Below are 19,717 nucleotides of genomic sequence, written 5' to 3'. Positions count from 1 at the left end.
CCACCGCCGGCCATAGCGCATCTCGGCCGAGATCGAAACGCCTTTGCGCTGAAAGGCTTGGCGCGTGGGCGTCAGGCGAGGTGACGCACCAGCGCCAGTCCGGCAAAAAGCGCGAGAATGCCGAGCAGCACCGAGGTGAGAACGTAGGCCAGCGCATCCGTCAGCCCGCCGCGCTCGAACAGCGCGGAGGCGTCGAGCGAAAACGAGGAAAAGGTCGTGTAGCCGCCGAGAATACCGGTCGCGACGAATAGGCGAAGCTCGTTCGAAGCGTTGAAGCGCCGGGCGATCAGTTCGACGGCCACGCCCATCAGAAACGACCCGGTGATGTTGACGAAGAACGTGCCGTAAGGCCAGTTCGGGCCCAGGAGGCGGGTCCCGCCAACTGCAGCCAGATACCGCAGGACAGAACCGAGAGCGCCGCCAACGGCGACGAGCAGGACATTCGTCATGCGAGTTCGTATCCGAATGCCAGCGATCCCCTGCTCATGAGCATCGGTTGCTCAGCCACCCCGGCGCCGTCGGATGTCGTCCCATTCCGCCAGCCGTTGCCCGATCCGAGCCTCGGCGCCGCGGTTCGTCGGCTCGTAGAAGCGCTGGCGTCCCAGCCCCTCCGGAAAATAGTCCTGCCCCGAGAAGGCGCCGGGCGCGTCGTGATCGTAGGCGTATCCATCCCCATAGCCTTCCTCCTTCATCAGCTTCGTCGGCGCATTCAGGATATGGCGCGGCGGCAGCAGGGAGCCGTTCTCCTTCGCTGCCCGCATGGCCGCCTTGTAGGCGACATAGACTGCGTTCGATTTGGGCGCGGATGCGAGATAGACGGTGGCCTGCGCGAGCGCCAGTTCCCCCTCGGGCGAACCGAGATAGTCGTAGGCGTCCTTCGCCGCGCTCGCGATCACCAGGGCCTGCGGATCGGCCAGACCGATATCCTCCGACGCCATACGCACCAGTCGGCGACCGAGATAGAGCGGATCCTCGCCGGCATCGAGCATCCGGCAGAGATAGTAGAGTGCCGCGTCCGGATCCGACCCGCGCACGGACTTGTGCAGCGCCGAGATCAGATTGTAGTGGCCGTCCTGCCCCTTGTCGTAGACGGGCGCACGACGCTGAACGATGCGCTGCAGCGTTTCCGCATCGATCGTCTCACCCGGCTTGGCGGCGCGCCACACCTCCTCGGCCAGCGTCAGGATCGCGCGGCCGTCGCCGTCGGCCATGCGAACGAGAACCGCCCTCGCCTCCTCGTCCAACGGCAGCAGCTTCGCCTCGATGGCTTCCGCACGCCCGAGCAACTGTTCGAGGCTCTCAGCATCATGCGCCTTGAACGTCAGCACGCGGGCGCGCGACAGAAGCGCGGCGTTCAGTTCGAAAGACGGGTTTTCCGTCGTGGCGCCGACGAGCACCACCGTCCCGTCTTCCAACACGGGCAGGAACGAGTCCTGTTGCGCCCGGTTGAAACGATGGATCTCGTCGACGAAGAGCAGCGTCTGCCGCCCATTGCTGCGCCGCAGGCGCGCCGACTCGAAGACCTTCTTCAGATCGGCGACGCCCGAGAAGATTGCCGAGATCTGCTCGAACGCAAAATCCACCTCCCGGGCCATCAGGCGGGCGACGGTGGTCTTCCCCGTACCGGGTGGGCCCCAGAAGATGGTGGAGCCCAGGCTGCCGCTCGAAAGCATTCGCGTCAGCGCACCAGCGGGCCCCGTCAGATGCTCCTGTCCCACGACCTCGCCGAGGGTTTGCGGCCGCAACCGATCGGCCAACGGCCGGCGGGTCTCGTCTGCGGCGGCCTCGCGTCGGCGCCCGGGCTCCGGCGCCGATCCGAACAGGTCCGTCATCATCGTCTCCTCCGCGTCAGCGGATCGTCTGGACCAGCCGCTGACCGCCACGATCGACCTCGACCTTCCATCCGCGCCGCCCGTCCTCGGACCGCCGCTCGAGATCGGCGCTCGAATCGACGGGATCCCCGTTCAGCGTGACCACGATATCCTTGGGCTGCAAGCCGAGCCGCATGGCAGGCGTTCCCGGCTTGACGGCGGCGACCACAACGCCACGGCGCGACTGCGGCAATTCGAGTTCATCTGCCAGCCGTGGCGACAAGTTGGCGACCGTCGCACCGGCGAACGGCGTGTTGCCATCCAGCAGGCGCTCGTCCCGAGCAGGCTCCTCCGGTGGGGGCACGAGATCCATCGTCAGGTCTTCCTCGTCGCCGCGCGTCGAGCGGACTTGAAGCTTGGCAGACGTGCCGAGACCCGCCGTCGCCAAGCGGTAGCCCAACGAATCGGGATTTTCGATCGGGAAGCCGTTGAGGGCGAGCACCACGTCGCCCTCCCGCAGGCCAGCCTCTTCGGCCGGAGCACCATCTGCGACGCCTTGCACGAGGGCGCCGAGCGGCCGCGTCATTCCCAGCGCATCGGCGATATCCTGCGTCACCGGGACGAAACTCGCGCCGATATAGGGGCGCTCGAAACGTCCGCCGCTTCGCGCCGCCGCGACGAAGGCTCGGACCATGTTCGAAGGGATGGCGAACCCGATACCGTTCGAGCCGCCGGAACGCGAGAAGATCGCAGTGTTGACGCCGACGAGTTCGCCCCGCATGTCGACGAGCGCGCCACCCGAGTTGCCGGGATTGATCGCGGCATCGGTCTGGATGAAGTATCCGACGTCATTGGTGCCGACATGGGTTCGCGCCAGTGCCGATACGATGCCGTTCGTCACGGTCTGCCCGATTCCGAACGGATTGCCGATCGCCAACACGAGATCGCCAATCTCGGTCCGATCGGAGTCGGCCAAAGCCACGGCGGGAAATGCTTCGGACGATGCGATCTTCAGAACGGCGAGATCTGCGCGTGCATCCTTCAGCAGCACCCGGGCATCGAACTCGCGTCCATCCGCCAACGCGACCCGGATCTCGTCGGCGCCTTCGATCACGTGGTTGTTCGTCACCAAGAGGCCGGCGGGATCGACCATGACACCGGAGCCGAGCGATGATTCCATACGCGGCTTACGCTGGGCGCTGCCGAAGAACTGCTCGAAGAAAGGATCGCCCGCGAAGGGACTGCGCTGCTGCACGCGACGGGCGGCGTACACGTTGACGACCGCCGGCGCGGTGCTTCGCACCAGCGGCGCGAAGGACAGCTTGATCTCGCTCGCCTCGGCTGGCACCCGCGTCATCGGTTGGATCGGAGTCGGCATTCCGGTTGCCGTCTGCGCGGACGCAGCAGGTATCAGAATCCCGGTCGACAGGACGGTGGCTAGAAGGCTTCCGCGAACTCGCTGCAAAACGATGACCTCATGCTGAATGTCCGAGACGCTGGGGATTGCATCCCCTCGCCAGACCGGTGCAAGCTATGAACGCTAGATCAAACGAAAAAAGGGCCACGAGGGCCCTTTTCGATTTTCATGTCCGCCACTGTCTCAGCGCGTGAGCGTGTTGGCTTCCGCCGCCATTGCTGTCGCTTCCGGCAACTCTGCCGTCGCGTAGCTCGCGGTTAGAATACCAAACGCGAAAACGGCACCGAGAAGGGTCAGCACTGTACGACGCATCGAGAACTCGCTCGTTGTTGTGAAAGAGCCTCTATTATCCATAGTATTCGTTTAATCCGTGTAAACTTGCCGCAACGCTGACCGGCGAACGTCCCCATTCGCCAACAAAATGCCACAGAAAGGCAAAGGTTGCCTTCGCGTGGCTTTATTTGGTGGGGGTGCCGGCGATACAGTGATATCGCACGCTCATCGCGCCGCTCGCTATCGCAGAATTGCAACATCTCTCATCATACAGAGGCATCGGCGCACGATCTTTTTGCACCGACATGCAGCAGCGGCTTCTATCGCGATCTATGATCACCCTCCGTTAGACAAGCCCATGCGTCACGAGGCTGTCGGCGGCGGATAGAATCGCGTCGTCTCCCGATCGCATGCGGAGGCCAAGAATCCTAACGGCCGGAGTCGTGTCGAGACACTTTACTCGATCGATCTCCGTCGCCAGCATACGCGCTGAAGGCGAGATCAGCGCTGCGGCCTTCATCAGCACCGATGGCAACCGGCGGCGCGTCACCCTCTTTGCGAACGCCGGTCGGCTCCTCCCCACGGTCGCTGCCATGTCCAGAAGGGTTCGGGTTTCCGAACTGACGACGAAGCGGCGCCCCTTGGCCGCCGGCTCGGTCATCGCTGCAAGATGTGCTGCCGCCACATCGCGGACATCGACGATGCCGAACGCGACATTCGGCAGCATGGGGAGCCGCTTGTTCATCATCATCGCGAGGAGACGGAGCGACGTGCCGACCGTCCCGTCGAGCGCCGGACCGAACACCAGAGATGGGTTGATCGTGGCGAGTTCCGTCGCCGATCCCCGGAGACACTCCCAAGCGGCTAGTTCCGCCATCGTCTTCGACACGGCATAGGGAGAGATCTCGGCGCTCTCAACGTTGGAGAAATCGGCTTCACCGAACGGACGCTCTCCCCGGTCGGGATGTCCGTAAAAGACCGACGCCACGGAAGACGTCAGAACGACACGCTCGACACCCGCCGCTTTTGCAGCTTCCAGTACGCGCAGCGTCCCGCCCTTGGCCGCTGGCACCAACCCGAACTTGTCACGCGGCTGCGCCTGTGGGAACGGCGAAGCCGTGTGAAGCACGAACCGGCATCCCGCCGCCGCTTCGTCCCATCCGGTATCCTGCAAAAGGTCTGCCGGGACAGGCTCGAACCGCGAAGCATCCACACTGGCTGCGCGAAGGACCGCTGTGACCTCAGCCCCTTTCCGCTCGACGTCGCGCACCGTCCCGCGGACCCGATATCCGGCGCGAATGGCGTCGAGCACGATGTGCTTGGCAATGAACCCCGACGCGCCCGTCACCAGCACCAGATCGTCCGTCATCTCGCACTCCTGCTGCCACCTCGGTCCACAACGAGCCGCAACGGCTCGCCGACCCAGTATCTGCCATGCTCACGAAAAAAAGGGGCCCCGATAGGAGCCCCCTCATCCTGTATTCCGTCGAAGATGCCGATCAGGCCGCGTCGTTATTGCCTTCGGCTTCGATGCGGGCGCGGTCGATCGAGCCGCGTGCGTTGACGTCCCGATCAACGAACTCGATCACGGCCATCGGCGCGTTGTCACCGCGGCGGAAGCCAGCCTTCAGCACGCGGCAATAGCCGCCCTGGCGCTCCGCATAGCGCGGGCCAAGCGTGTCGAAGAGCTTCCGGATCACGAGTTCGTCGCGAACCTGGCTGATCGCCTGACGACGAGCGTGCAGATCGCCGCGCTTGCCGAGGGTGATCATCTTTTCCATGATCGGGCGAAGATCCTTCGCCTTGGGAAGCGTCGTCACGATCTGCTCGTGCTCGATCAGCGACGCGACCATGTTGGCGAACATCGCTTTGCGATGCTCGTGGGTGCGGTTGAGTTTACGTCCGCGGCTACCGTGGCGCATGGGTTTGTTCCTCGTTCAGGTCCGGCTTACGCTCGGGGTCGGCATCCTCGCATCCCGGCCGGAGTGGCCAGTGCATGTGCCTTTGAATCTTCTTTTCGTTGTATCGAAGCCCCGCCGCTCCCGCGGCGAGCCTCCCTCTCGGTCTCAGACTAGGAGGTGAACCCTCAGTACTGATCTTCGTAGCGCTTGGCCAGATCGTCGATGTTCTCCGGCGGCCAGGCGTTGACTTCCATTCCGAGGTGCAGACCCATCGAGGCCAGCACTTCCTTGATTTCGTTGAGCGACTTGCGACCGAAGTTCGGAGTGCGGAGCATCTCCGCCTCGGTCTTCTGAATGAGATCGCCAATGTAGACAATATTGTCGTTCTTCAGACAGTTGGCCGAACGCACCGAAAGCTCGAGCTCATCGACCTTCTTCAATAGAGCCGGATTAAAGGCCAGCTCCGCGATATGCTCCTCGGCGCCGCGCACTTCGCGCTGCGGCTCCTCGAAGTTCACGAAGACCGACAGCTGATCCTGCAGAATACGGGCGGCGTAGGCCACCGCGTCTTCGCCGCTGATCGAACCATCGGTGACGATGTCCATCGTCAGCTTGTCCTTGTTGAGATCCTGCCCTTCGCGGGTATTCTCGACCTTGTAGGACACCTTCTTCACCGGCGAGAACAGCGAGTCGACCGGGATCAGGCCGATCGGAGCGTCTTCCGCGCGGTTCTGATCGGCGGGGATGTAGCCCTTGCCGGTGTTCACCGTGAACTCCATCCGGATCTCGGCACCCTCGTCGAGCGTGCAGATCTCGTGTTCCGGGTTGAGGATCTCGATGTCGCCAACGGTCTGAATGTCGCCCGCCAACACGACGCCGGGACCGGACTTGCGAAGCACCATACGCTTCGGGCCCTCGCCCTGCATGCCGATGGCGATTTCCTTGACGTTCAGGACGATGTCCGTCACGTCTTCGCGCACGCCAGCGATCGACGAGAACTCGTGCAACACGCCGTCGATCTGGACGGCGGTCACCGCAGCGCCCTGCAGCGACGAGAGCAGCACGCGGCGAAGCGCATTGCCGAGCGTCAGGCCGAAGCCGCGCTCGAGCGGCTCGGCCACGAGCGACGCCTTCGTCCTGCTGCCACCGCTCTTGAAGACGACCTGGTTGGGCTTGGTCAGGTCTTGCCAGTTGCTAGCGATCATCACGCTTGCCTTTCAGTTACCTCGCCACCATCCAATCGTGGCGATAGGTCTGAGGGAAGGATCGGCTTCCCGGATACGGCGAAAGCCGCGCAACCCGGAAGCTGCGCGGCCAAACTCGGACACTCTTCAGTTTAGACGCGGCGCTTCTTGCGAGGGCGAACGCCATTGTGCGGGATCGGCGTCACGTCGCGGATCGACGTGATGGTGAACCCGGACGCCTGCAACGCACGGAGCGCCGACTCACGACCCGAACCGGGACCGCAGACCTCGACTTCCAGCGTCCGCATGCCGTGTTCCTGCGCCTTCTTGGCCGCATCTTCGGCCGCGATCTGCGCCGCGAAGGGGGTCGACTTGCGCGAGCCCTTGAAGCCCTGTGCACCTGCCGACGACCAGGCAATCGTGTTGCCCTGCGCGTCGGTAATGGTGATCAGCGTGTTGTTGAAGGAAGAATTCACGTGGGCGACGCCCGAAATGATGTTCTTCCGCTCGCGACGACGAACGCGTTGCGCTTCCTTAGCCATGTCTCAATTCCCTGGATCTCGACACCGCCGTAATGCCGGCGGCTCCACCCGCGCGGCGGCCAACTTGGCCAGCCACGCGAAACCTCTCAACGACGCGCCATCGATGGCGCGGAGCTGATTACTTCTTCTTACCGGCAATCGCCTTCGCCGGACCCTTACGGGTGCGGGCGTTCGTGTGCGTGCGCTGACCACGGACCGGAAGACCGCGACGGTGACGAAGGCCACGGTAGCAGCCAAGGTCCATCAGACGCTTGATGTTCATCGACGTCTCGCGACGCAGATCACCCTCGACGCGGTAGTCGCGATCGATGATCTCGCGGATCTGCAGGACTTCGGCGTCCGAGAGATCGTTCACGCGACGCTCGTCGCCGAGACTGACCTTCTGGACGATCTCGCGCGCGAAACGCGGGCCGATGCCGTGGATATACTGAAGCGCGACGACGACGCGCTTGTTCGTGGGGATGTTGACGCCAGCAATACGGGCCAAGTTGAGCCTCCTTTGGTCGCGGATCCGCCGCGAAGATTGTCTTGCGAGCGGGATTTCGACGATCCCGCTCTCTTCAAACGCCGAACGACCGGAGCCGAGCCGCCAAGCGGCTAAAGCTCCGATCGCTCACAGTTGCGCGAATTGGGTCGGTCCTTATAAGATTCCCGTCCAATGTGTCAACTCGCCGGAAGACCCTAGACCGTGACGCGTTCTGACAGGACGGCATCGATCTCCGACGTCACCGTGTCGATCGGTGCCATGCCGTCGATCTGACGGGCGATCCCCTTTTGACGATAGAACGGCGCCACCGCAGCGGTCAGCTGACGAAACTCGTCAAGACGACGCCGGAACACGTCCGGCGTATCGTCCTTGCGAACCGGCAGACCGGCCTCCGCCGTTTCACGCGCTCGCTTCTCGATGCGGGACACGAGCTTCTCCTCATCGACCCTGAACTCGATCACCGCATCCAGCGATAGATCGCGTTCGGCCAGCATCCGATCGAGCGCTTCGGCCTGCGCCAGCGTCCGAGGGAATCCGTCGAGAACGAAGCCGCGACGCGCATCCGCCTGCTCGATCCGCTCCGCCACGATACCGATGACGATCTCGTCGGAGACGAGCTGCCCCGCATCCATGACCGCCTGCGCCTTGCGTCCGATCTCCGTCTGCTTGGCGACGGCCTCACGCAGCATGTCGCCGGTGGAAAGTTGCGGTATCGCGTACTTCTCGATGAGACGCTGGGCTTGTGTTCCTTTTCCCGCCCCTGGCGGACCAAGCAGAATCAATCTCATCGGGCTCCCCGTTTTCCTCCGCGCAGCTTCGCCTTCTTGACGAGGCCTTCGTATTGATGGGCCAGGAGGTGACCCTGGATCTGCGCCACCGTGTCCATCGTGACCGAAACCACGATGAGAAGCGAGGTGCCGCCGAGATAAAACGGAATGCCCGCCGCGGAGATCAGGATCTCCGGAAGGAGACAGATCACCACCAGGTAGATTGCCCCAACCACGGTGATCCGCGTCAGAACGTAATCGATGTAATCCGCCGTCCGCTCGCCCGGACGAATGCCCGGGATGAAGCCACCGTGCTTCTTCAGATTGTCGGCCGTGTCCTTCGGATTGAAGACGATAGCGGTGTAGAAGAACGCGAAGAACGCGATCATGCCCGCGTAGAGCATCATGTAGAGCGGCTGGCCGTGGCCGAGCGACGCGATGATCCCAGAAGCCCAACCCGGCAGCCGGCTCGTGTCCGAGAAGTTCGCAATCGTCACCGGCAGAAGCAGCAACGAGGACGCGAAGATCGGAGGGATGACGCCCGCTGTGTTCAGCTTCAACGGCAGGTGCGACGTGTCGCCCTGGAACATCCGGTTGCCAACCTGGCGCTTGGGATACTGGATCAGCAGCTTGCGCTGCGCCCGCTCGAAGAACACGACGCCAGCGATGCAGACCACCACAACGACGATGACGAGGAGGATGATCGCCGTCGACAGCGCACCGGTGCGACCGAGCTCGAGGAGCTGCGCCAGAGCCGCCGGCAGGTTGGCCGCGATGCCCGCGAAGATGATCAGCGAAATGCCGTTGCCGATGCCACGGGCGGTGATCTGCTCACCCAGCCACATCAGGAACATCGTACCGCCCACGAGCGTGATCACGCTCGACACGATGAAGAACGTACCAGGGCTCGTGACGATGTTGCTGGATGCCTGCAGCCCGGCTGCAATGCCATAGGCCTGAACCGTCGCCAGCAGAACCGTGCCGTAGCGCGTGTACTGGTTGATGACCTTGCGGCCCTGCTCGCCCTCCTTCTTGAGGGTTTCGAGCGCGGGGATCACCGACGTCATCAGCTGAATGATGATCGAGGCCGAGATATACGGCATGATGCCGAGGGCGAAGATCGCCATGCGACCGACTGCGCCGCCTGCGAACATGTTGAACAGGCCGAGAATGCCGGTCGACTGTTGCTGGAAGGCCTGGGCGAGCGCCTGCGGATCGATACCCGGCATGGGAATATAGGTTCCCAGCCGATACACGAGCAGCGCACCCAGCGTGAACCAGATGCGCTTCTTCAGATCCTCGGCCTTCGAGAAGGCGGCAAAATTCAGGTTTGAGGCGAGTTGTTCCGCGGCCGATGCCATATGTGAGATCTCTCCGGGTTGCCCCAGAGCGCGATTCTCGGGCGGCGGTCTGCCGAACCCACGATTCCACCGCGCTCGTTTCGATACTGTAAAACGACCTCTGCGCGCGAAACACAAGCAAATTCGCCGACAGCGGCCCTTCGACATGGAAACGGCCGCCCCGAGGGAGCGGCCGTCAATACTGGTTCAGGACGTGAGCGGATCGCTCAGGCTTCGACGGCTGCCGGCGTCGACACGGTCAGCGAACCGCCGGCCTTCTCGACCTTCTCGACCGCCGACTTCGACGCCCCGTCGACCGAGATGGTCAGCTTGCGCGAGACTTCGCCATCGCCAAGAATCCGAACGCCGATACGGGCTCGGCGAACGATGCCTGCGGCCTTTAACGCATCCGCGTCGATCGTCGCAGTACCGTCGAGCTTGCCGTCTTCGATGGCCTTCTCGATCCGCGCCAGCGAAACGACGTTGTACTTCTTCGCGAAGATGTTCACGAAGCCGCGCTTCGGCAGACGACGATAGAGCGGCATCTGGCCGCCCTCGAAGCCGTTGATCGCGACGCCCGAACGAGCCTTCTGGCCCTTGACGCCGCGTCCGCCGGTCTTGCCCGAGCCCGAACCGATACCCCGGCCCAGACGCTTGGCGTAATGAGTTGCGCCTTCCTTGTCGGCGATCTCGTTGAGTTTCATGTCAGCTACTCCCGGCTCACTGGCCGTCGACGACGCGAACGAGATGGCTGACCTTAGCGATCATGCCACGAACCGAAGGGGTGTCCTCCAGCGTCCGCACGCGGTGCATCTTGTTGAGACCGAGGCCGACCAGCGTCTGACGCTGATCGTTCGGACGGCGGCTCGGGCTACCGATCTGTTCGATGGTGACGGTGTTGCCCGTGGGGGTCTTATCGACCATTGCGTTGGCTCCTTGTTCCTACGATCCGATGGGGTGCGAGGCAGCGGAACCCCGCGCCTCGCGCCAGACCATCAGTCCTCCGCGCCAACCAGGTCGCGACGGCGAGCCTGGAGCGTCGAGTACTTGATACCGCGACGCGCCGCGACATCCTTGGGGTGCATCTGACCCTTGAGGGCGTCGAACGTGGCGCGGATCATGTTGTAGGGGTTGGAAGAACCAAGCGACTTCGCGACGACGTCATGCATGCCGACGGCCTCGAAGACGGCGCGCATCGGACCACCCGCAATGATGCCCGTACCGGCTTCGGCCGTGCGCAGGATCACCTTGCCGGCGCCGTGGCGACCATGCACATCGTGATGCAGCGTGCGACCGTCGCGCAGCGGCACGAAGATCAGGTCGCGCTTGGCGGCTTCCGTCGCCTTGCGGATTGCTTCCGGCACTTCGCGTGCCTTGCCGTGACCGAAGCCGACACGACCCTTGAGGTCGCCGACGACGACAAGAGCGGCAAAGCCGAAGCGACGTCCGCCCTTCACCACCTTGGCGACGCGGTTGATGTGGACGAGCTTGTCGACGAAGCCGTCGTCCCGCTCTTCGCGATCATTTCGTTCGTTACGAGGCGCCATATCCTGTCCTTATTTTTTTCCGGAGGCGTCTTGGAAATCGGTGCCGACCTTGCGGCACCGGGCTTAAAGCATGAAAGGCCAAGCGGGAAAACCCGCTTCGCCATCTTCATGCGCAATGAACCCTGTTTCCGCCGAAGCGGACGATGGGTTCAGAAGTTCAGACCGCCCTCGCGAGCGGAGTCTGCCAGGGCCTTGATGCGGCCATGGTAGATGAAAGCGCCGCGGTCGAACACGACGTCGACGACACCGGCTTCCTTGGCGCGCTCTGCGACGAGCTTGCCAACAGCAGCAGCGGCCGCGACGTCCGCGCCCGTCTTCAACGCATCGCGGAGCGAGATGTCGAGCGTAGAAGCTGCAGCAAGCGTGCGGCCCTGTGCGTCGTCGATGATCTGCGCGTAGATGTTCTTCGACGACCGGTGGATCGACAAGCGAGGACGACCGTTGGCGACCGCCTTCAGCGAACGGCGGACGCGCGAAGCGCGGCGCCGCAGCAATTCCTTCTGGGTAGCCATCTTACTTCTTCTTGCCTTCCTTGCGGACGATCTTTTCACCGGCGTACTTCACACCCTTGCCCTTGTAGGGCTCGGGACCGCGATAGTCGCGGATCTCGGCTGCAACTTGACCGACCTGCTGCTTGTCGATGCCGGTGATCACGATTTCGGTCGGCTTCGGGACGACAATCGCGATACCTTCCGGGATCGGATACAGAACGTCGTGGCTGAAGCCAAGCGCCAGCTGCAGGTTCTTACCCTGCAGCGATGCGCGGTAACCGACGCCGTTGATTTCGAGACGCTTCTCGAAACCGTCCTTCACACCGCTGAGGATGTTCACGATCATCGTGCGGGACATGCCCCACTTCGACCGCGACACCTTCGATTCGTCGCGTGGATCGACCTTGATCGCGCCGTCTTCCATCTTCACGAGGACTTCCTCGTTGACGACGAACGACAACTCGCCCTTCGGACCCTTCGCCTTGACCGTCTGACCGTCGACTGAGGCGGTCACGCCGCTCGGTACGGATACCGGCTTTTTACCAATACGAGACATCGTAGTACCTGTCCGTTAATCGGGAGACGAACCTCTATGCCACGTCAGAAGACGCGGCAGAGGATCTCGCCACCGACGTTCTGTTCGCGGGCGGCATGATCGGCCATCACGCCCTTAGGCGTCGACAGGACCGAAATGCCGAGCCCGTTGGCGACGTGCGGAATCGTCTTGGCCGACACGTAGACGCGACGACCAGGCTTCGACACACGAGAGATCTCCTTGATGACGGGAGCGTCCTCATAGTACTTCAGCTCGATCGTGAACTCGGCAGTGCCGTTCTCGAACTTCGTTTCGGTGTAGCCGCGGATGTAGCCTTCGTCCTTGAGAACGTCGAGCACCCGAGCCCGCAGCTTCGACGCGGGCGTTGCCACCGTCGACTTGCTGCGCATGGTTGCGTTGCGAATACGTGTGAGCATATCGCCGAGGGGATCGGAAAGAGCCATCTCGTTATCTCCTTACCAGCTCGACTTGACGATGCCGGGGATCTGCCCCGAATTGCCGAGCTCGCGAAGCGCGATACGGCTCATCTTCAGCTTGCGGTAATAAGCGCGAGGACGGCCCGTCACTTCGCAACGGTTGCGGATGCGAACCTTCGCGGAATTCCGCGGAAGCTCTGCCAACTGCAGCTGGGCACGGAAACGTTCCTCCATGCTCGCCGCCTGGTCGATCGTGACCGCCTTCAACGCCGCGCGCTTGGCCGAGAACTTCTCGACCAACTGCTGGCGGCGCTTATTCTTCTCGATGGCGCTTTTCTTAGCCATGTGTTTTCCTTTTCGCCTGCCGTTACTGGCGGAACGGGAAGTTGAGCGCCTTCAAAAGCGCCCGCGCCTCGTCGTCCGTCTGCGCCGTCGTACACACGATGATGTCCATGCCCCACATCTGATCAACCTTGTCGTAGTTGATTTCGGGGAAGACGATGTGTTCCTTGATGCCCATGGCGAAATTGCCACGACCATCGAAGCTCTTCGGGTTCAGGCCACGAAAGTCGCGAACGCGCGGGAGCGCAATCTGGACAAGGCGGTCGATGAACTCGTACATGCGATCCTTGCGAAGGGTCACCTTCGCACCGATCGGCATGTTCTCGCGAACCTTGAAGCCCGCGATCGAATTGCGCGCCTTGGTGATCACCGGCTTCTGGCCGGCGATACGGGCGAGATCCTCAGCGGCGATCGAAGGCTTCTTCGAATCGCCGGTAGCCTCGCCGATGCCCATGTTAATCACGACCTTGTCGAGCCGCGGCACCTGCATCTCGTTGGAGTAGTTGAACTCCTCGAGAAGCTGCTTGCGGATCTCGCTGGCGTAAACCGCCTTCAGGCGCGGCGTGTACTGCGTGCTGGCTTCAACCATCGATCTGTTCTCCCGAACGCTTGGCGAAGCGGACCTTCTTGGCGTTCTCGCCTTCACCGACGACCTTGAACCCGACGCGCGTCGGCTTGCCATCCTTCGGGTCGGCGACCGAGAGGTTGGAGAGATGGATCGAAGCTTCCTTCGAAATGATGCCAGCTTCCTGGCTCGCGGTCTGGCGCTGATGGCGCTTGACCATATTGACACCCTGAACGACCGCACGGTCTTCCTTCGGCATCACCTGGATAACCTTGCCAGCCTGGCCCTTGTCCTTGCCGGCGAGCACGACGACGTTGTCGCCCTTCTTGATCTTTTGCATGGGTCCGGTTCCTTACAGCACTTCCGGCGCCAGCGAAATTATCTTCATGTGGTTCCGGCCGCGCAGCTCGCGCGGGACGGGTCCGAAGATACGGGTGCCGACCGGCTCTTTCTTGTTGTCGATGAGAACGGCAGCGTTACGGTCGAACCGGATCACCGAACCATCGGCGCGACGGATGTCCTTGGCGGTGCGAACCACCACGGCCTTCATCACGTCACCCTTCTTCACGCGGCCCCGCGGAATCGCTTCCTTGATCGAGACGACGATGATGTCGCCGACCGAAGCGTACTTGCGCTTGGAGCCGCCCAGCACTTTGATGCACATGACACGACGGGCGCCGGAATTGTCCGCCACATCGAGGTTTGTTTGCATCTGAATCATGTCAGGCCGCCTTCACATAACGAGCAGCCGGGGAGCGCAGGATCGATGCGCCTCACCCGGCAGGTTTGTTCACTGAGCCGCTGCTTGATTGGCAACGACGATCCAGGTCTTGTCCTTCGAGATCGGCCGCGTCTCCTCGATGGAGACGAGATCGCCCACCTTGTACTGGTTGGACTCGTCGTGCGCCTTGTACTTCTTCGACCGACGAACGGTCTTCTTGAAGAGGGGATGCGTGAAGCGACGCTCCACGAGCACGACGACCGTCTTGTCATTCTTGTCGGAGACCACGGTCCCCTGCAAAACGCGTTTCGGCATATTGTCTACCTTCAGGCCTTGGCCGTGGCCGCCTTCTGGCGGGCGATGGTCTTGATCCGGGCGATGTCGCGACGGATTTCCTTGACACGAGACGTGTTCTCGAGCTGGCCCGTAGCACGTTGGAAGCGCAGATTAAACTGCTCTTTCTTCAACGCACCCAATTCGGTGGTGAGCTCGTCCTGCGTCTTGGTCGTGAGATCGGAGGCTTTCATGATCTCTCTTCCTTACTCGGCGATGCGCTGGATGAAGCGGGTCCGGATCGGAAGCTTTGCGGCACCGAGACGGAGCGCTTCGCGCGCGACCTCTTCGGCAACGCCGTCGATCTCGAACATGATACGACCGGGAGCGACGCGTGCCGCCCAATACTCGATCGCGCCCTTGCCCTTACCCATGCGGACTTCGGTCGGCTTCGCGGTGACGGGGACGTCCGGGAAGATCCGGATCCAGACCCGGCCCTGACGCTTCATCTGGCGCGTGATCGCGCGGCGAGCCGCCTCGATCTGCCGAGCGGTGACCCGCTCGGGCTCCAGAGCCTTCAGACCGAACGTCCCGAAGCTGAGGATCGCGCCGCCCTTGGAAGCTCCGTGAATGCGTCCCTTGAACGCCTTCCGGAACTTCGTGCGCTTTGGCTGCAACATCTTATTCTACTCCGAAACCTGAATATCAGGCGTGTTCGCGCTCACGACGACGGTTGTTCCCGCCCCCGGAGGCATCGCCCTCGATCGCACGACGTTCAGACGCCATCGGATCGTGCTCAAGAATCTCGCCCTTGAAGACCCAGACCTTGACGCCGCAGACGCCGTACGCCGTGTGCGCCTCAGCCGTCCCGTAGTCAACATCAGCGCGCAGAGTGTGCAGCGGAACCCGTCCCTCGCGATACCATTCCATGCGCGCGATCTCCGCGCCGCCGAGACGGCCGCCGCAATTGATGCGGATACCTTCGGCGCCGAGGCGCATCGCCGACTGAACAGCGCGCTTCATCGCGCGACGGAACGCAATTCGGCGCTCCAGCTGCTGCGCGATCGACTGGGCGACCAGCGTCGCATCGGTCTCGGGCTTGCGCACCTCAACGATGTTGATGTGCGTCTCGGCGTTCGTCATCGACGCGAGCTTCTTGCGAAGCTTCTCGATGTCCGCGCCCTTCTTGCCGATGACGATGCCCGGACGCGCCGAGTGGATCGTGATGCGGCACTTCTTGTGCGGGCGTTCGATGACGACCTTGGAGACCGCAGCCTGCTTCAGCTCGTTGAGGAGGTACTTGCGGATCGCAAGGTCCTCGTGGAGCAGCTTACCGTATTCGCCCGTATTGGCGAACCAACGAGAATCCCAGGTGCGGTTGATGCCGAGGCGAAAACCGATCGGATTGATTTTCTGACCCATCAGGCGGCCTCCTCTTGGGCGATTTCGCGCACGACGATCGTCAGATGCGAGAACGGCTTCTCGACGCGACTGGCGCGACCACGACCCCGCGCGTGGAAGCGCTTCATCGTGATCGACTTGCCCACGTACGCCTCGGCCACGACCAGCGTGTCGACATCGAGATCATGATTGTTCTCGGCGTTCGCGATGGCGCTCTCGAGCGTCTTCTTGACCGTCTCGGCAATCCGCTTGCGCGAGAACGTGAGCTCCGCAAGTGCGCGGTCCACCTTCTTGCCGCGGATCATCTGCGCAACGAGGTTCAATTTCTGCGGGCTGACGCGGATCGTACGGGCGACTGCTTTCGCCTCGTTGTCCTTCAGCACGCGCTCGGCCTTGGCCTTGCCCATGATTACTTCCTCTTCGCCTTCTTGTCGGCGCCGTGGCCGTAATACGTACGGGTCGGAGAGAACTCGCCGAACTTGTGACCGACCATGTCCTCGTTGACATTGACCGGGATATGCTTGTTGCCGTTGTAGACGCCGAACGTAAGCCCGACGAACTGCGGCAGGATCGTGGAACGACGGCTCCAGATCTTGATGACTTCATTGCGTCCGCCGGAGCGGACCTTCTCTGCCTTCTTCAGCAGGTAGCCATCAACGAACGGACCTTTCCAGACTGAACGTGTCATGGAGTGTTTCCCTTACTTCTTGCGCTGATGGCGCGAGCGCATAATGAACTTGTCGGTCGACTTGTTCTGACGAGTCCGCTTGCCCTTCGTCGGCTTGCCCCAAGGCGACACCGGGTGACGACCACCCGAGGTGCGACCTTCACCACCGCCGTGCGGGTGATCGACCGGGTTCATCGCGACGCCGCGAACGTGCGGACGACGACCGAGCCAGACCGAACGACCTGCCTTGCCAAGGTTGATGTTGCCGTGATCCGGGTTCGAGACGGCACCGACCGTGGCGAAGCATGAGCCGGGGACGAGACGCTGCTCGCCCGAGTTCAGGCGAAGGATCGCCATGCCCTGGTCGCGACCGACGAGCTGCGCATAGGCACCCGCCGAACGTGCGATCTGACCGCCCTTCTCGGGCTTCATCTCGACGTTGTGGATGATCGTGCCAACCGGCATGGCCGACAGCGGCATCGCATTGCCCGGCTTGACGTCGATGCCAGTGAGACCCGACACGACCTTGTCGCCCGCAGCAAGACGCTGCGGCGCGAGGATGTAGGCGAGCTCGCCATCCTCATAGCGCAGGAGCGCGATGAACGCCGTGCGGTTCGGATCGTACTCCAGGCGTTCGACCGTGCCGACCATGTCGAACTTGCGACGCTTGAAGTCGATCGTGCGATAGGTGCGCTTGTGACCACCGCCCTGGTAACGGGCGGTGATGCGACCGGTGTTGTTCCGGCCGCCCTTCTGCGAAAGGCCTTCGGTCAACTGCTTGACCGGCTTACCCTTCCAGAGACCCGACCGGTCGACGAGAACGAGCTGACGCTGGCTCGGCGTGACCGGGTTGAAATTCTTAAGTGCCATGATCTTCTATCCTCGCGGCCAGCCGTCAGAGACCGGTGGAGACGTCGATGGACTGGCCTTCGGCCAGCGTCACGATCGCCTTTTTCTGGTCGCTCTGGCGCCCGAGGCGCCCCTTGAACCGGCGGGTCTTGCCCTTCCGGTTCAGTGTGTTGACGGCGGTGACCTTGACGCCGAACAGGGACTCGACGGCCGCCTTGATCTGCGGCTTGGTCGCGGTGCCCGGGACGTTGAAGACCACCTGGTTGAACTCCGAGACCATCGTCGACTTCTCAGTGACGACCGGGCTCGTGATGACGTCGTAGTGACGAAGGTCGCTCATTTGAAGCGCTCCTCAAGAGCCTCGACCGCCGCCTTCGACAGGACGAGCGTCTGACGGCGCAGAATGTCGTAAACGTTGATGCCCTGAACCGGCAGCACGTCGATGTTCGGGATGTTGCGAGCCGAACGCGAGAAGTTCGCGTCGAGCTGAGCACCGCCGATGATCAGCGCGTTCGTCAGGCCGAGACCGACGAACTGCGACAGCGTCGCCTTCGTCTTGCCGTCCTGCGAAACGAGATCGTCGATGACGATCAGGCCGCCCGACTTGGCCTTTGAAGACAGCGCATGACGCAAGGCCAGCGCGCGAACCTTCTTCGGCAGATCATGAGCATGAGACCGCGACACGGGGCCGTGAGCCTTGCCGCCGCCGCGGAACTGCGGAGCGCGAGCCGAACCATGACGAGCACGACCGGTGCCCTTCTGCTTGTAGAGCTTGGCGCCCGTACGAGCGATCTCGGCGCGGCCCAGCGACTGGTGCGTACCCTGCTGGCGCTTTGCCAGCTGGTAGCGGACCATGCGCTGCAGGATGTCCTGCCGCGGCTCGAGGCCGAAGATCTCGTCCGCCAGGGTCACCGACCCGGCTTCGCCACCGGCGAGGGTTGTGATCTTGATGTCCATTATTCCGTTCCCTCGGAAGCGACCTCGGCCTGCGCGCCGGTGTTGGCAGCCTGACGCAGACCAGCCGGCTTCGGCACGTTGGCCGGGGCATCGGACTTGACGGCGTCGCGGATCAGGATCCAGCCACCCTTCGAACCCGGAACCGCACCGCGGATCAGGATGAGACCCTTGTCGGCGTCCGTGCGGACGACTTCAAGATTCTGCGTGGTCACCCGGGTCTGACCCATGTGACCGGCCATCTTCTTGTTCTTGAAGACCTTGCCGGGATCCTGTCGCTGACCCGTCGAACCGTGCGAACGGTGCGAAACGGACACGCCGTGGGTGGCGCGAAGACCACCGAAGTTGTGGCGCTTGATCGCGCCGGCGAAGCCCTTACCGATCGAGGTGCCGGTCACGTCGACCAGCTGACCGGGAACGAAGTGCTCTGCCGTGATCTCGGCGCCGACGTCGATGAGGTTGTCATCGGAGACGCGGAACTCGGCCAACTTCTTCTTCGGCTCCACCGAAGCCTGCGCGAACACGCCGCGCATCGGCTTCGACGTGTTCTTCACCTTGGCGACGCCAACTCCCAGCTGAACGGCGGTGTATCCGTTCTTCTCCTGGGTCCGCTGACCGACGACCTGAAGGTTCTCGATCTTGAGAACCGTAACCGGAACATGTTCACCGGCATCGTTGTAGATGCGGGTCATGCCGACCTTCTGTGCAATCACACCTGAACGCATGGGCGTTATCCTTCCCGTGCTCGGATCAGAGCTTGATCTCGACATCGACGCCAGCGGCGAGGTCGAGTTTCATGAGCGCGTCGACCGTCTGCGGGGTCGGATCGACAATGTCGAGGAGCCGCTTGTGCGTACGCATTTCGAACTGCTCGCGCGACTTCTTGTCGACGTGCGGCGAGCGGTTCACGGTGAACTTTTCGATGCGCGTCGGCAGCGGGATGGGCCCGCGCACGTTCGCGCCAGTACGTTTTGCCGTCGAAACGATCTCGCGTGTGGAAGCGTCCAAGACCCTGTGGTCGAACGCCTTAAGGCGGATGCGGATATTCTGGCCGTTCATTGAATTCGTCCTCTCGTCGGAGACATGCCGGAGAGCCGGCGCTATCCGAACGCTAAACAGTCTTCAGCCAATTCAAACGGAGCGCTGCGTGAGCGATCCAACCGCCCCTTCCGGGGCTCCGGTGATGCGGCGACCTGTTCAGCCGCCGCATTGA

The 19,717-nt window shown here is 62.7% G+C and carries 31 protein-coding genes; all 31 read right to left on the bottom strand.

Going from position 1 to position 19,717, the window contains the following annotated elements; translation table 11 throughout:
- Nucleotides 1-71 precede the first annotated feature (71 nt).
- The 31 genes from crcB to rpsJ all read right to left on the bottom strand — a co-directional run bounded on the left by crcB (nucleotide 72) and on the right by rpsJ (nucleotide 19,563).
- Nucleotides 72-449 carry a fluoride efflux transporter CrcB gene (gene crcB / locus AUL33_RS00155; protein ID WP_062202429.1) on the bottom strand — a complete coding sequence of 126 codons (378 nt, stop codon included), beginning with the start codon at nucleotides 447-449 and terminating at the stop codon, nucleotides 72-74.
- Nucleotides 450-500: 51 nt separating this feature from the next.
- On the bottom strand, nucleotides 501-1,832 hold the full coding sequence (locus AUL33_RS00150) for a replication-associated recombination protein A (RefSeq protein ID WP_062202718.1): 1,332 nt from the start codon (nucleotides 1,830-1,832) through the stop codon (nucleotides 501-503).
- A gap of 16 nt (nucleotides 1,833-1,848) precedes the next feature.
- Nucleotides 1,849-3,189, bottom strand: coding sequence for a DegQ family serine endoprotease (locus tag AUL33_RS00145; RefSeq protein ID WP_082652214.1), 1,341 nt, complete (start codon nucleotides 3,187-3,189; stop codon nucleotides 1,849-1,851).
- A gap of 658 nt (nucleotides 3,190-3,847) precedes the next feature.
- On the bottom strand, nucleotides 3,848-4,870 hold the full coding sequence (locus AUL33_RS00140) for an NAD-dependent epimerase/dehydratase family protein (protein ID WP_062202425.1): 1,023 nt from the start codon (nucleotides 4,868-4,870) through the stop codon (nucleotides 3,848-3,850).
- Between the two features lie 130 nt (nucleotides 4,871-5,000).
- Nucleotides 5,001-5,423 carry a 50S ribosomal protein L17 gene (gene rplQ / locus AUL33_RS00135; RefSeq protein ID WP_062202423.1) on the bottom strand — a complete coding sequence of 141 codons (423 nt, stop codon included), beginning with the start codon at nucleotides 5,421-5,423 and terminating at the stop codon, nucleotides 5,001-5,003.
- A gap of 164 nt (nucleotides 5,424-5,587) precedes the next feature.
- A complete protein-coding gene (locus AUL33_RS00130; protein WP_062202422.1) occupies nucleotides 5,588-6,607 on the bottom strand; it encodes a DNA-directed RNA polymerase subunit alpha in 1,020 nt (339 codons plus the stop codon).
- Between the two features lie 131 nt (nucleotides 6,608-6,738).
- Nucleotides 6,739-7,128 (bottom strand): 30S ribosomal protein S11, encoded by a 390-nt coding sequence (gene rpsK / locus AUL33_RS00125; RefSeq protein ID WP_019998927.1) that lies wholly within the window; start codon nucleotides 7,126-7,128, stop codon nucleotides 6,739-6,741.
- Nucleotides 7,129-7,246: 118 nt separating this feature from the next.
- Nucleotides 7,247-7,615: a 30S ribosomal protein S13 gene (rpsM, locus tag AUL33_RS00120; protein ID WP_062202420.1), complete on the bottom strand. Its 369-nt coding sequence runs from the start codon at nucleotides 7,613-7,615 to the stop codon at nucleotides 7,247-7,249.
- Between the two features lie 194 nt (nucleotides 7,616-7,809).
- Nucleotides 7,810-8,403, bottom strand: coding sequence for an adenylate kinase (locus tag AUL33_RS00115; protein WP_062202418.1), 594 nt, complete (start codon nucleotides 8,401-8,403; stop codon nucleotides 7,810-7,812).
- Complete coding sequence (gene secY / locus AUL33_RS00110; protein ID WP_062202416.1) at nucleotides 8,400-9,743, bottom strand: preprotein translocase subunit SecY; 1,344 nt, start codon at nucleotides 9,741-9,743, stop codon at nucleotides 8,400-8,402. Before secY ends, AUL33_RS00115 begins: the two co-directional genes overlap by 4 nt.
- 206 nt (nucleotides 9,744-9,949) lie before the next feature.
- On the bottom strand, nucleotides 9,950-10,426 hold the full coding sequence (rplO, locus tag AUL33_RS00105) for a 50S ribosomal protein L15 (protein ID WP_062202414.1): 477 nt from the start codon (nucleotides 10,424-10,426) through the stop codon (nucleotides 9,950-9,952).
- A 16-nt stretch (nucleotides 10,427-10,442) separates the two neighbouring features.
- A complete protein-coding gene (gene rpmD, locus AUL33_RS00100) occupies nucleotides 10,443-10,646 on the bottom strand; it encodes a 50S ribosomal protein L30 (RefSeq protein WP_062202412.1) in 204 nt (67 codons plus the stop codon).
- 71 nt (nucleotides 10,647-10,717) lie between these two features.
- Nucleotides 10,718-11,269, bottom strand: a complete 552-nt coding sequence (gene rpsE / locus AUL33_RS00095) for a 30S ribosomal protein S5 (RefSeq protein WP_062202410.1) — start codon at nucleotides 11,267-11,269, stop codon at nucleotides 10,718-10,720.
- 149 nt (nucleotides 11,270-11,418) lie between these two features.
- Nucleotides 11,419-11,781, bottom strand: a complete 363-nt coding sequence (gene rplR, locus AUL33_RS00090; protein WP_062202408.1) for a 50S ribosomal protein L18 — start codon at nucleotides 11,779-11,781, stop codon at nucleotides 11,419-11,421.
- A 1-nt stretch (nucleotide 11,782) separates the two neighbouring features.
- Nucleotides 11,783-12,316 (bottom strand): 50S ribosomal protein L6, encoded by a 534-nt coding sequence (gene rplF / locus AUL33_RS00085; RefSeq protein ID WP_062202405.1) that lies wholly within the window; start codon nucleotides 12,314-12,316, stop codon nucleotides 11,783-11,785.
- A 44-nt stretch (nucleotides 12,317-12,360) separates the two neighbouring features.
- Entirely contained in the window at nucleotides 12,361-12,759 is a 399-nt protein-coding gene (gene rpsH, locus AUL33_RS00080; RefSeq protein ID WP_062202403.1) for a 30S ribosomal protein S8, read from the bottom strand.
- 12 nt (nucleotides 12,760-12,771) lie between these two features.
- The gene (rpsN, locus tag AUL33_RS00075; RefSeq protein ID WP_062202401.1) at nucleotides 12,772-13,077 is read right to left on the bottom strand and encodes a 30S ribosomal protein S14; all 306 of its coding nucleotides are present in this window, start codon (nucleotides 13,075-13,077) and stop codon (nucleotides 12,772-12,774) included.
- Nucleotides 13,078-13,099: 22 nt separating this feature from the next.
- On the bottom strand, nucleotides 13,100-13,663 hold the full coding sequence (rplE, locus tag AUL33_RS00070) for a 50S ribosomal protein L5 (protein ID WP_062202400.1): 564 nt from the start codon (nucleotides 13,661-13,663) through the stop codon (nucleotides 13,100-13,102).
- Complete coding sequence (gene rplX, locus AUL33_RS00065; RefSeq protein ID WP_062202398.1) at nucleotides 13,656-13,979, bottom strand: 50S ribosomal protein L24; 324 nt, start codon at nucleotides 13,977-13,979, stop codon at nucleotides 13,656-13,658. Before rplX ends, rplE begins: the two co-directional genes overlap by 8 nt.
- Nucleotides 13,980-13,991: 12 nt before the next feature.
- Nucleotides 13,992-14,360 carry a 50S ribosomal protein L14 gene (gene rplN / locus AUL33_RS00060; protein ID WP_056504767.1) on the bottom strand — a complete coding sequence of 123 codons (369 nt, stop codon included), beginning with the start codon at nucleotides 14,358-14,360 and terminating at the stop codon, nucleotides 13,992-13,994.
- A 69-nt stretch (nucleotides 14,361-14,429) separates the two neighbouring features.
- Nucleotides 14,430-14,675, bottom strand: coding sequence for a 30S ribosomal protein S17 (gene rpsQ, locus AUL33_RS00055; protein WP_062202396.1), 246 nt, complete (start codon nucleotides 14,673-14,675; stop codon nucleotides 14,430-14,432).
- 11 nt (nucleotides 14,676-14,686) lie between these two features.
- On the bottom strand, nucleotides 14,687-14,887 hold the full coding sequence (rpmC, locus tag AUL33_RS00050) for a 50S ribosomal protein L29 (RefSeq protein WP_062202393.1): 201 nt from the start codon (nucleotides 14,885-14,887) through the stop codon (nucleotides 14,687-14,689).
- Nucleotides 14,888-14,899: 12 nt separating this feature from the next.
- Nucleotides 14,900-15,313, bottom strand: a complete 414-nt coding sequence (rplP, locus tag AUL33_RS00045; protein WP_062202391.1) for a 50S ribosomal protein L16 — start codon at nucleotides 15,311-15,313, stop codon at nucleotides 14,900-14,902.
- 25 nt (nucleotides 15,314-15,338) lie between these two features.
- The gene (gene rpsC / locus AUL33_RS00040) at nucleotides 15,339-16,055 is read right to left on the bottom strand and encodes a 30S ribosomal protein S3 (RefSeq protein ID WP_062202389.1); all 717 of its coding nucleotides are present in this window, start codon (nucleotides 16,053-16,055) and stop codon (nucleotides 15,339-15,341) included.
- Nucleotides 16,055-16,441, bottom strand: a complete 387-nt coding sequence (gene rplV, locus AUL33_RS00035; protein ID WP_062202387.1) for a 50S ribosomal protein L22 — start codon at nucleotides 16,439-16,441, stop codon at nucleotides 16,055-16,057. The genes rpsC and rplV overlap by 1 nt, the downstream gene beginning before the upstream one ends.
- 2 nt (nucleotides 16,442-16,443) lie before the next feature.
- A complete protein-coding gene (rpsS, locus tag AUL33_RS00030) occupies nucleotides 16,444-16,722 on the bottom strand; it encodes a 30S ribosomal protein S19 (RefSeq protein ID WP_062202385.1) in 279 nt (92 codons plus the stop codon).
- A 12-nt stretch (nucleotides 16,723-16,734) separates the two neighbouring features.
- Entirely contained in the window at nucleotides 16,735-17,571 is an 837-nt protein-coding gene (rplB, locus tag AUL33_RS00025; RefSeq protein ID WP_062202383.1) for a 50S ribosomal protein L2, read from the bottom strand.
- 25 nt (nucleotides 17,572-17,596) lie between these two features.
- The gene (locus tag AUL33_RS00020; RefSeq protein WP_062202381.1) at nucleotides 17,597-17,890 is read right to left on the bottom strand and encodes a 50S ribosomal protein L23; all 294 of its coding nucleotides are present in this window, start codon (nucleotides 17,888-17,890) and stop codon (nucleotides 17,597-17,599) included.
- A complete protein-coding gene (rplD, locus tag AUL33_RS00015) occupies nucleotides 17,887-18,507 on the bottom strand; it encodes a 50S ribosomal protein L4 (RefSeq protein WP_062202379.1) in 621 nt (206 codons plus the stop codon). Before rplD ends, AUL33_RS00020 begins: the two co-directional genes overlap by 4 nt.
- Nucleotides 18,507-19,229, bottom strand: a complete 723-nt coding sequence (gene rplC, locus AUL33_RS00010) for a 50S ribosomal protein L3 (RefSeq protein WP_062202377.1) — start codon at nucleotides 19,227-19,229, stop codon at nucleotides 18,507-18,509. Before rplC ends, rplD begins: the two co-directional genes overlap by 1 nt.
- Nucleotides 19,230-19,254: 25 nt before the next feature.
- Nucleotides 19,255-19,563: a 30S ribosomal protein S10 gene (gene rpsJ / locus AUL33_RS00005; RefSeq protein WP_006205468.1), complete on the bottom strand. Its 309-nt coding sequence runs from the start codon at nucleotides 19,561-19,563 to the stop codon at nucleotides 19,255-19,257.
- Nucleotides 19,564-19,717: the final 154 nt, after the last annotated feature.

The sequence above is a fragment of the Aureimonas sp. AU12 genome (genome assembly GCF_001463705.1).
Classification (GTDB): Bacteria; Pseudomonadota; Alphaproteobacteria; order Rhizobiales; family Rhizobiaceae; genus Aureimonas.
Note: the sequence above shows the minus strand (reverse complement) of the source record. Positions and strands in the feature narration are given on the sequence as shown.

What these genes read in the sequence shown, in the direction of transcription:
- crcB (WP_062202429.1), bottom strand. Translation starts at nt 449, where the DNA reads ATGACGAATGTCCTGCTCGTCGCCGTTGGCGGCGCTCTCGGTTCTGTC.
- AUL33_RS00150 (WP_062202718.1), bottom strand. Translation starts at nt 1,832, where the DNA reads ATGACGGACCTGTTCGGATCGGCGCCGGAGCCCGGGCGCCGACGCGAG.
- AUL33_RS00145 (WP_082652214.1), bottom strand. Translation starts at nt 3,189, where the DNA reads ATGCCGACTCCGATCCAACCGATGACGCGGGTGCCAGCCGAGGCGAGC.
- AUL33_RS00140 (WP_062202425.1), bottom strand. Translation starts at nt 4,870, where the DNA reads ATGACGGACGATCTGGTGCTGGTGACGGGCGCGTCGGGGTTCATTGCC.
- rplQ (WP_062202423.1), bottom strand. Translation starts at nt 5,423, where the DNA reads ATGCGCCACGGTAGCCGCGGACGTAAACTCAACCGCACCCACGAGCAT.
- AUL33_RS00130 (WP_062202422.1), bottom strand. Translation starts at nt 6,607, where the DNA reads ATGATCGCTAGCAACTGGCAAGACCTGACCAAGCCCAACCAGGTCGTC.
- rpsK (WP_019998927.1), bottom strand. Translation starts at nt 7,128, where the DNA reads ATGGCTAAGGAAGCGCAACGCGTTCGTCGTCGCGAGCGGAAGAACATC.
- AUL33_RS00115 (WP_062202418.1), bottom strand. Translation starts at nt 8,403, where the DNA reads ATGAGATTGATTCTGCTTGGTCCGCCAGGGGCGGGAAAAGGAACACAA.
- secY (WP_062202416.1), bottom strand. Translation starts at nt 9,743, where the DNA reads ATGGCATCGGCCGCGGAACAACTCGCCTCAAACCTGAATTTTGCCGCC.
- rplO (WP_062202414.1), bottom strand. Translation starts at nt 10,426, where the DNA reads ATGAAACTCAACGAGATCGCCGACAAGGAAGGCGCAACTCATTACGCC.
- rpmD (WP_062202412.1), bottom strand. Translation starts at nt 10,646, where the DNA reads ATGGTCGATAAGACCCCCACGGGCAACACCGTCACCATCGAACAGATC.
- rpsE (WP_062202410.1), bottom strand. Translation starts at nt 11,269, where the DNA reads ATGGCGCCTCGTAACGAACGAAATGATCGCGAAGAGCGGGACGACGGC.
- rplR (WP_062202408.1), bottom strand. Translation starts at nt 11,781, where the DNA reads ATGGCTACCCAGAAGGAATTGCTGCGGCGCCGCGCTTCGCGCGTCCGC.
- rplF (WP_062202405.1), bottom strand. Translation starts at nt 12,316, where the DNA reads ATGTCTCGTATTGGTAAAAAGCCGGTATCCGTACCGAGCGGCGTGACC.
- rpsH (WP_062202403.1), bottom strand. Translation starts at nt 12,759, where the DNA reads ATGGCTCTTTCCGATCCCCTCGGCGATATGCTCACACGTATTCGCAAC.
- rpsN (WP_062202401.1), bottom strand. Translation starts at nt 13,077, where the DNA reads ATGGCTAAGAAAAGCGCCATCGAGAAGAATAAGCGCCGCCAGCAGTTG.
- rplE (WP_062202400.1), bottom strand. Translation starts at nt 13,663, where the DNA reads ATGGTTGAAGCCAGCACGCAGTACACGCCGCGCCTGAAGGCGGTTTAC.
- rplX (WP_062202398.1), bottom strand. Translation starts at nt 13,979, where the DNA reads ATGCAAAAGATCAAGAAGGGCGACAACGTCGTCGTGCTCGCCGGCAAG.
- rplN (WP_056504767.1), bottom strand. Translation starts at nt 14,360, where the DNA reads ATGATTCAGATGCAAACAAACCTCGATGTGGCGGACAATTCCGGCGCC.
- rpsQ (WP_062202396.1), bottom strand. Translation starts at nt 14,675, where the DNA reads ATGCCGAAACGCGTTTTGCAGGGGACCGTGGTCTCCGACAAGAATGAC.
- rpmC (WP_062202393.1), bottom strand. Translation starts at nt 14,887, where the DNA reads ATGAAAGCCTCCGATCTCACGACCAAGACGCAGGACGAGCTCACCACC.
- rplP (WP_062202391.1), bottom strand. Translation starts at nt 15,313, where the DNA reads ATGTTGCAGCCAAAGCGCACGAAGTTCCGGAAGGCGTTCAAGGGACGC.
- rpsC (WP_062202389.1), bottom strand. Translation starts at nt 16,055, where the DNA reads ATGGGTCAGAAAATCAATCCGATCGGTTTTCGCCTCGGCATCAACCGC.
- rplV (WP_062202387.1), bottom strand. Translation starts at nt 16,441, where the DNA reads ATGGGCAAGGCCAAGGCCGAGCGCGTGCTGAAGGACAACGAGGCGAAA.
- rpsS (WP_062202385.1), bottom strand. Translation starts at nt 16,722, where the DNA reads ATGACACGTTCAGTCTGGAAAGGTCCGTTCGTTGATGGCTACCTGCTG.
- rplB (WP_062202383.1), bottom strand. Translation starts at nt 17,571, where the DNA reads ATGGCACTTAAGAATTTCAACCCGGTCACGCCGAGCCAGCGTCAGCTC.
- AUL33_RS00020 (WP_062202381.1), bottom strand. Translation starts at nt 17,890, where the DNA reads ATGAGCGACCTTCGTCACTACGACGTCATCACGAGCCCGGTCGTCACT.
- rplD (WP_062202379.1), bottom strand. Translation starts at nt 18,507, where the DNA reads ATGGACATCAAGATCACAACCCTCGCCGGTGGCGAAGCCGGGTCGGTG.
- rplC (WP_062202377.1), bottom strand. Translation starts at nt 19,229, where the DNA reads ATGCGTTCAGGTGTGATTGCACAGAAGGTCGGCATGACCCGCATCTAC.
- rpsJ (WP_006205468.1), bottom strand. Translation starts at nt 19,563, where the DNA reads ATGAACGGCCAGAATATCCGCATCCGCCTTAAGGCGTTCGACCACAGG.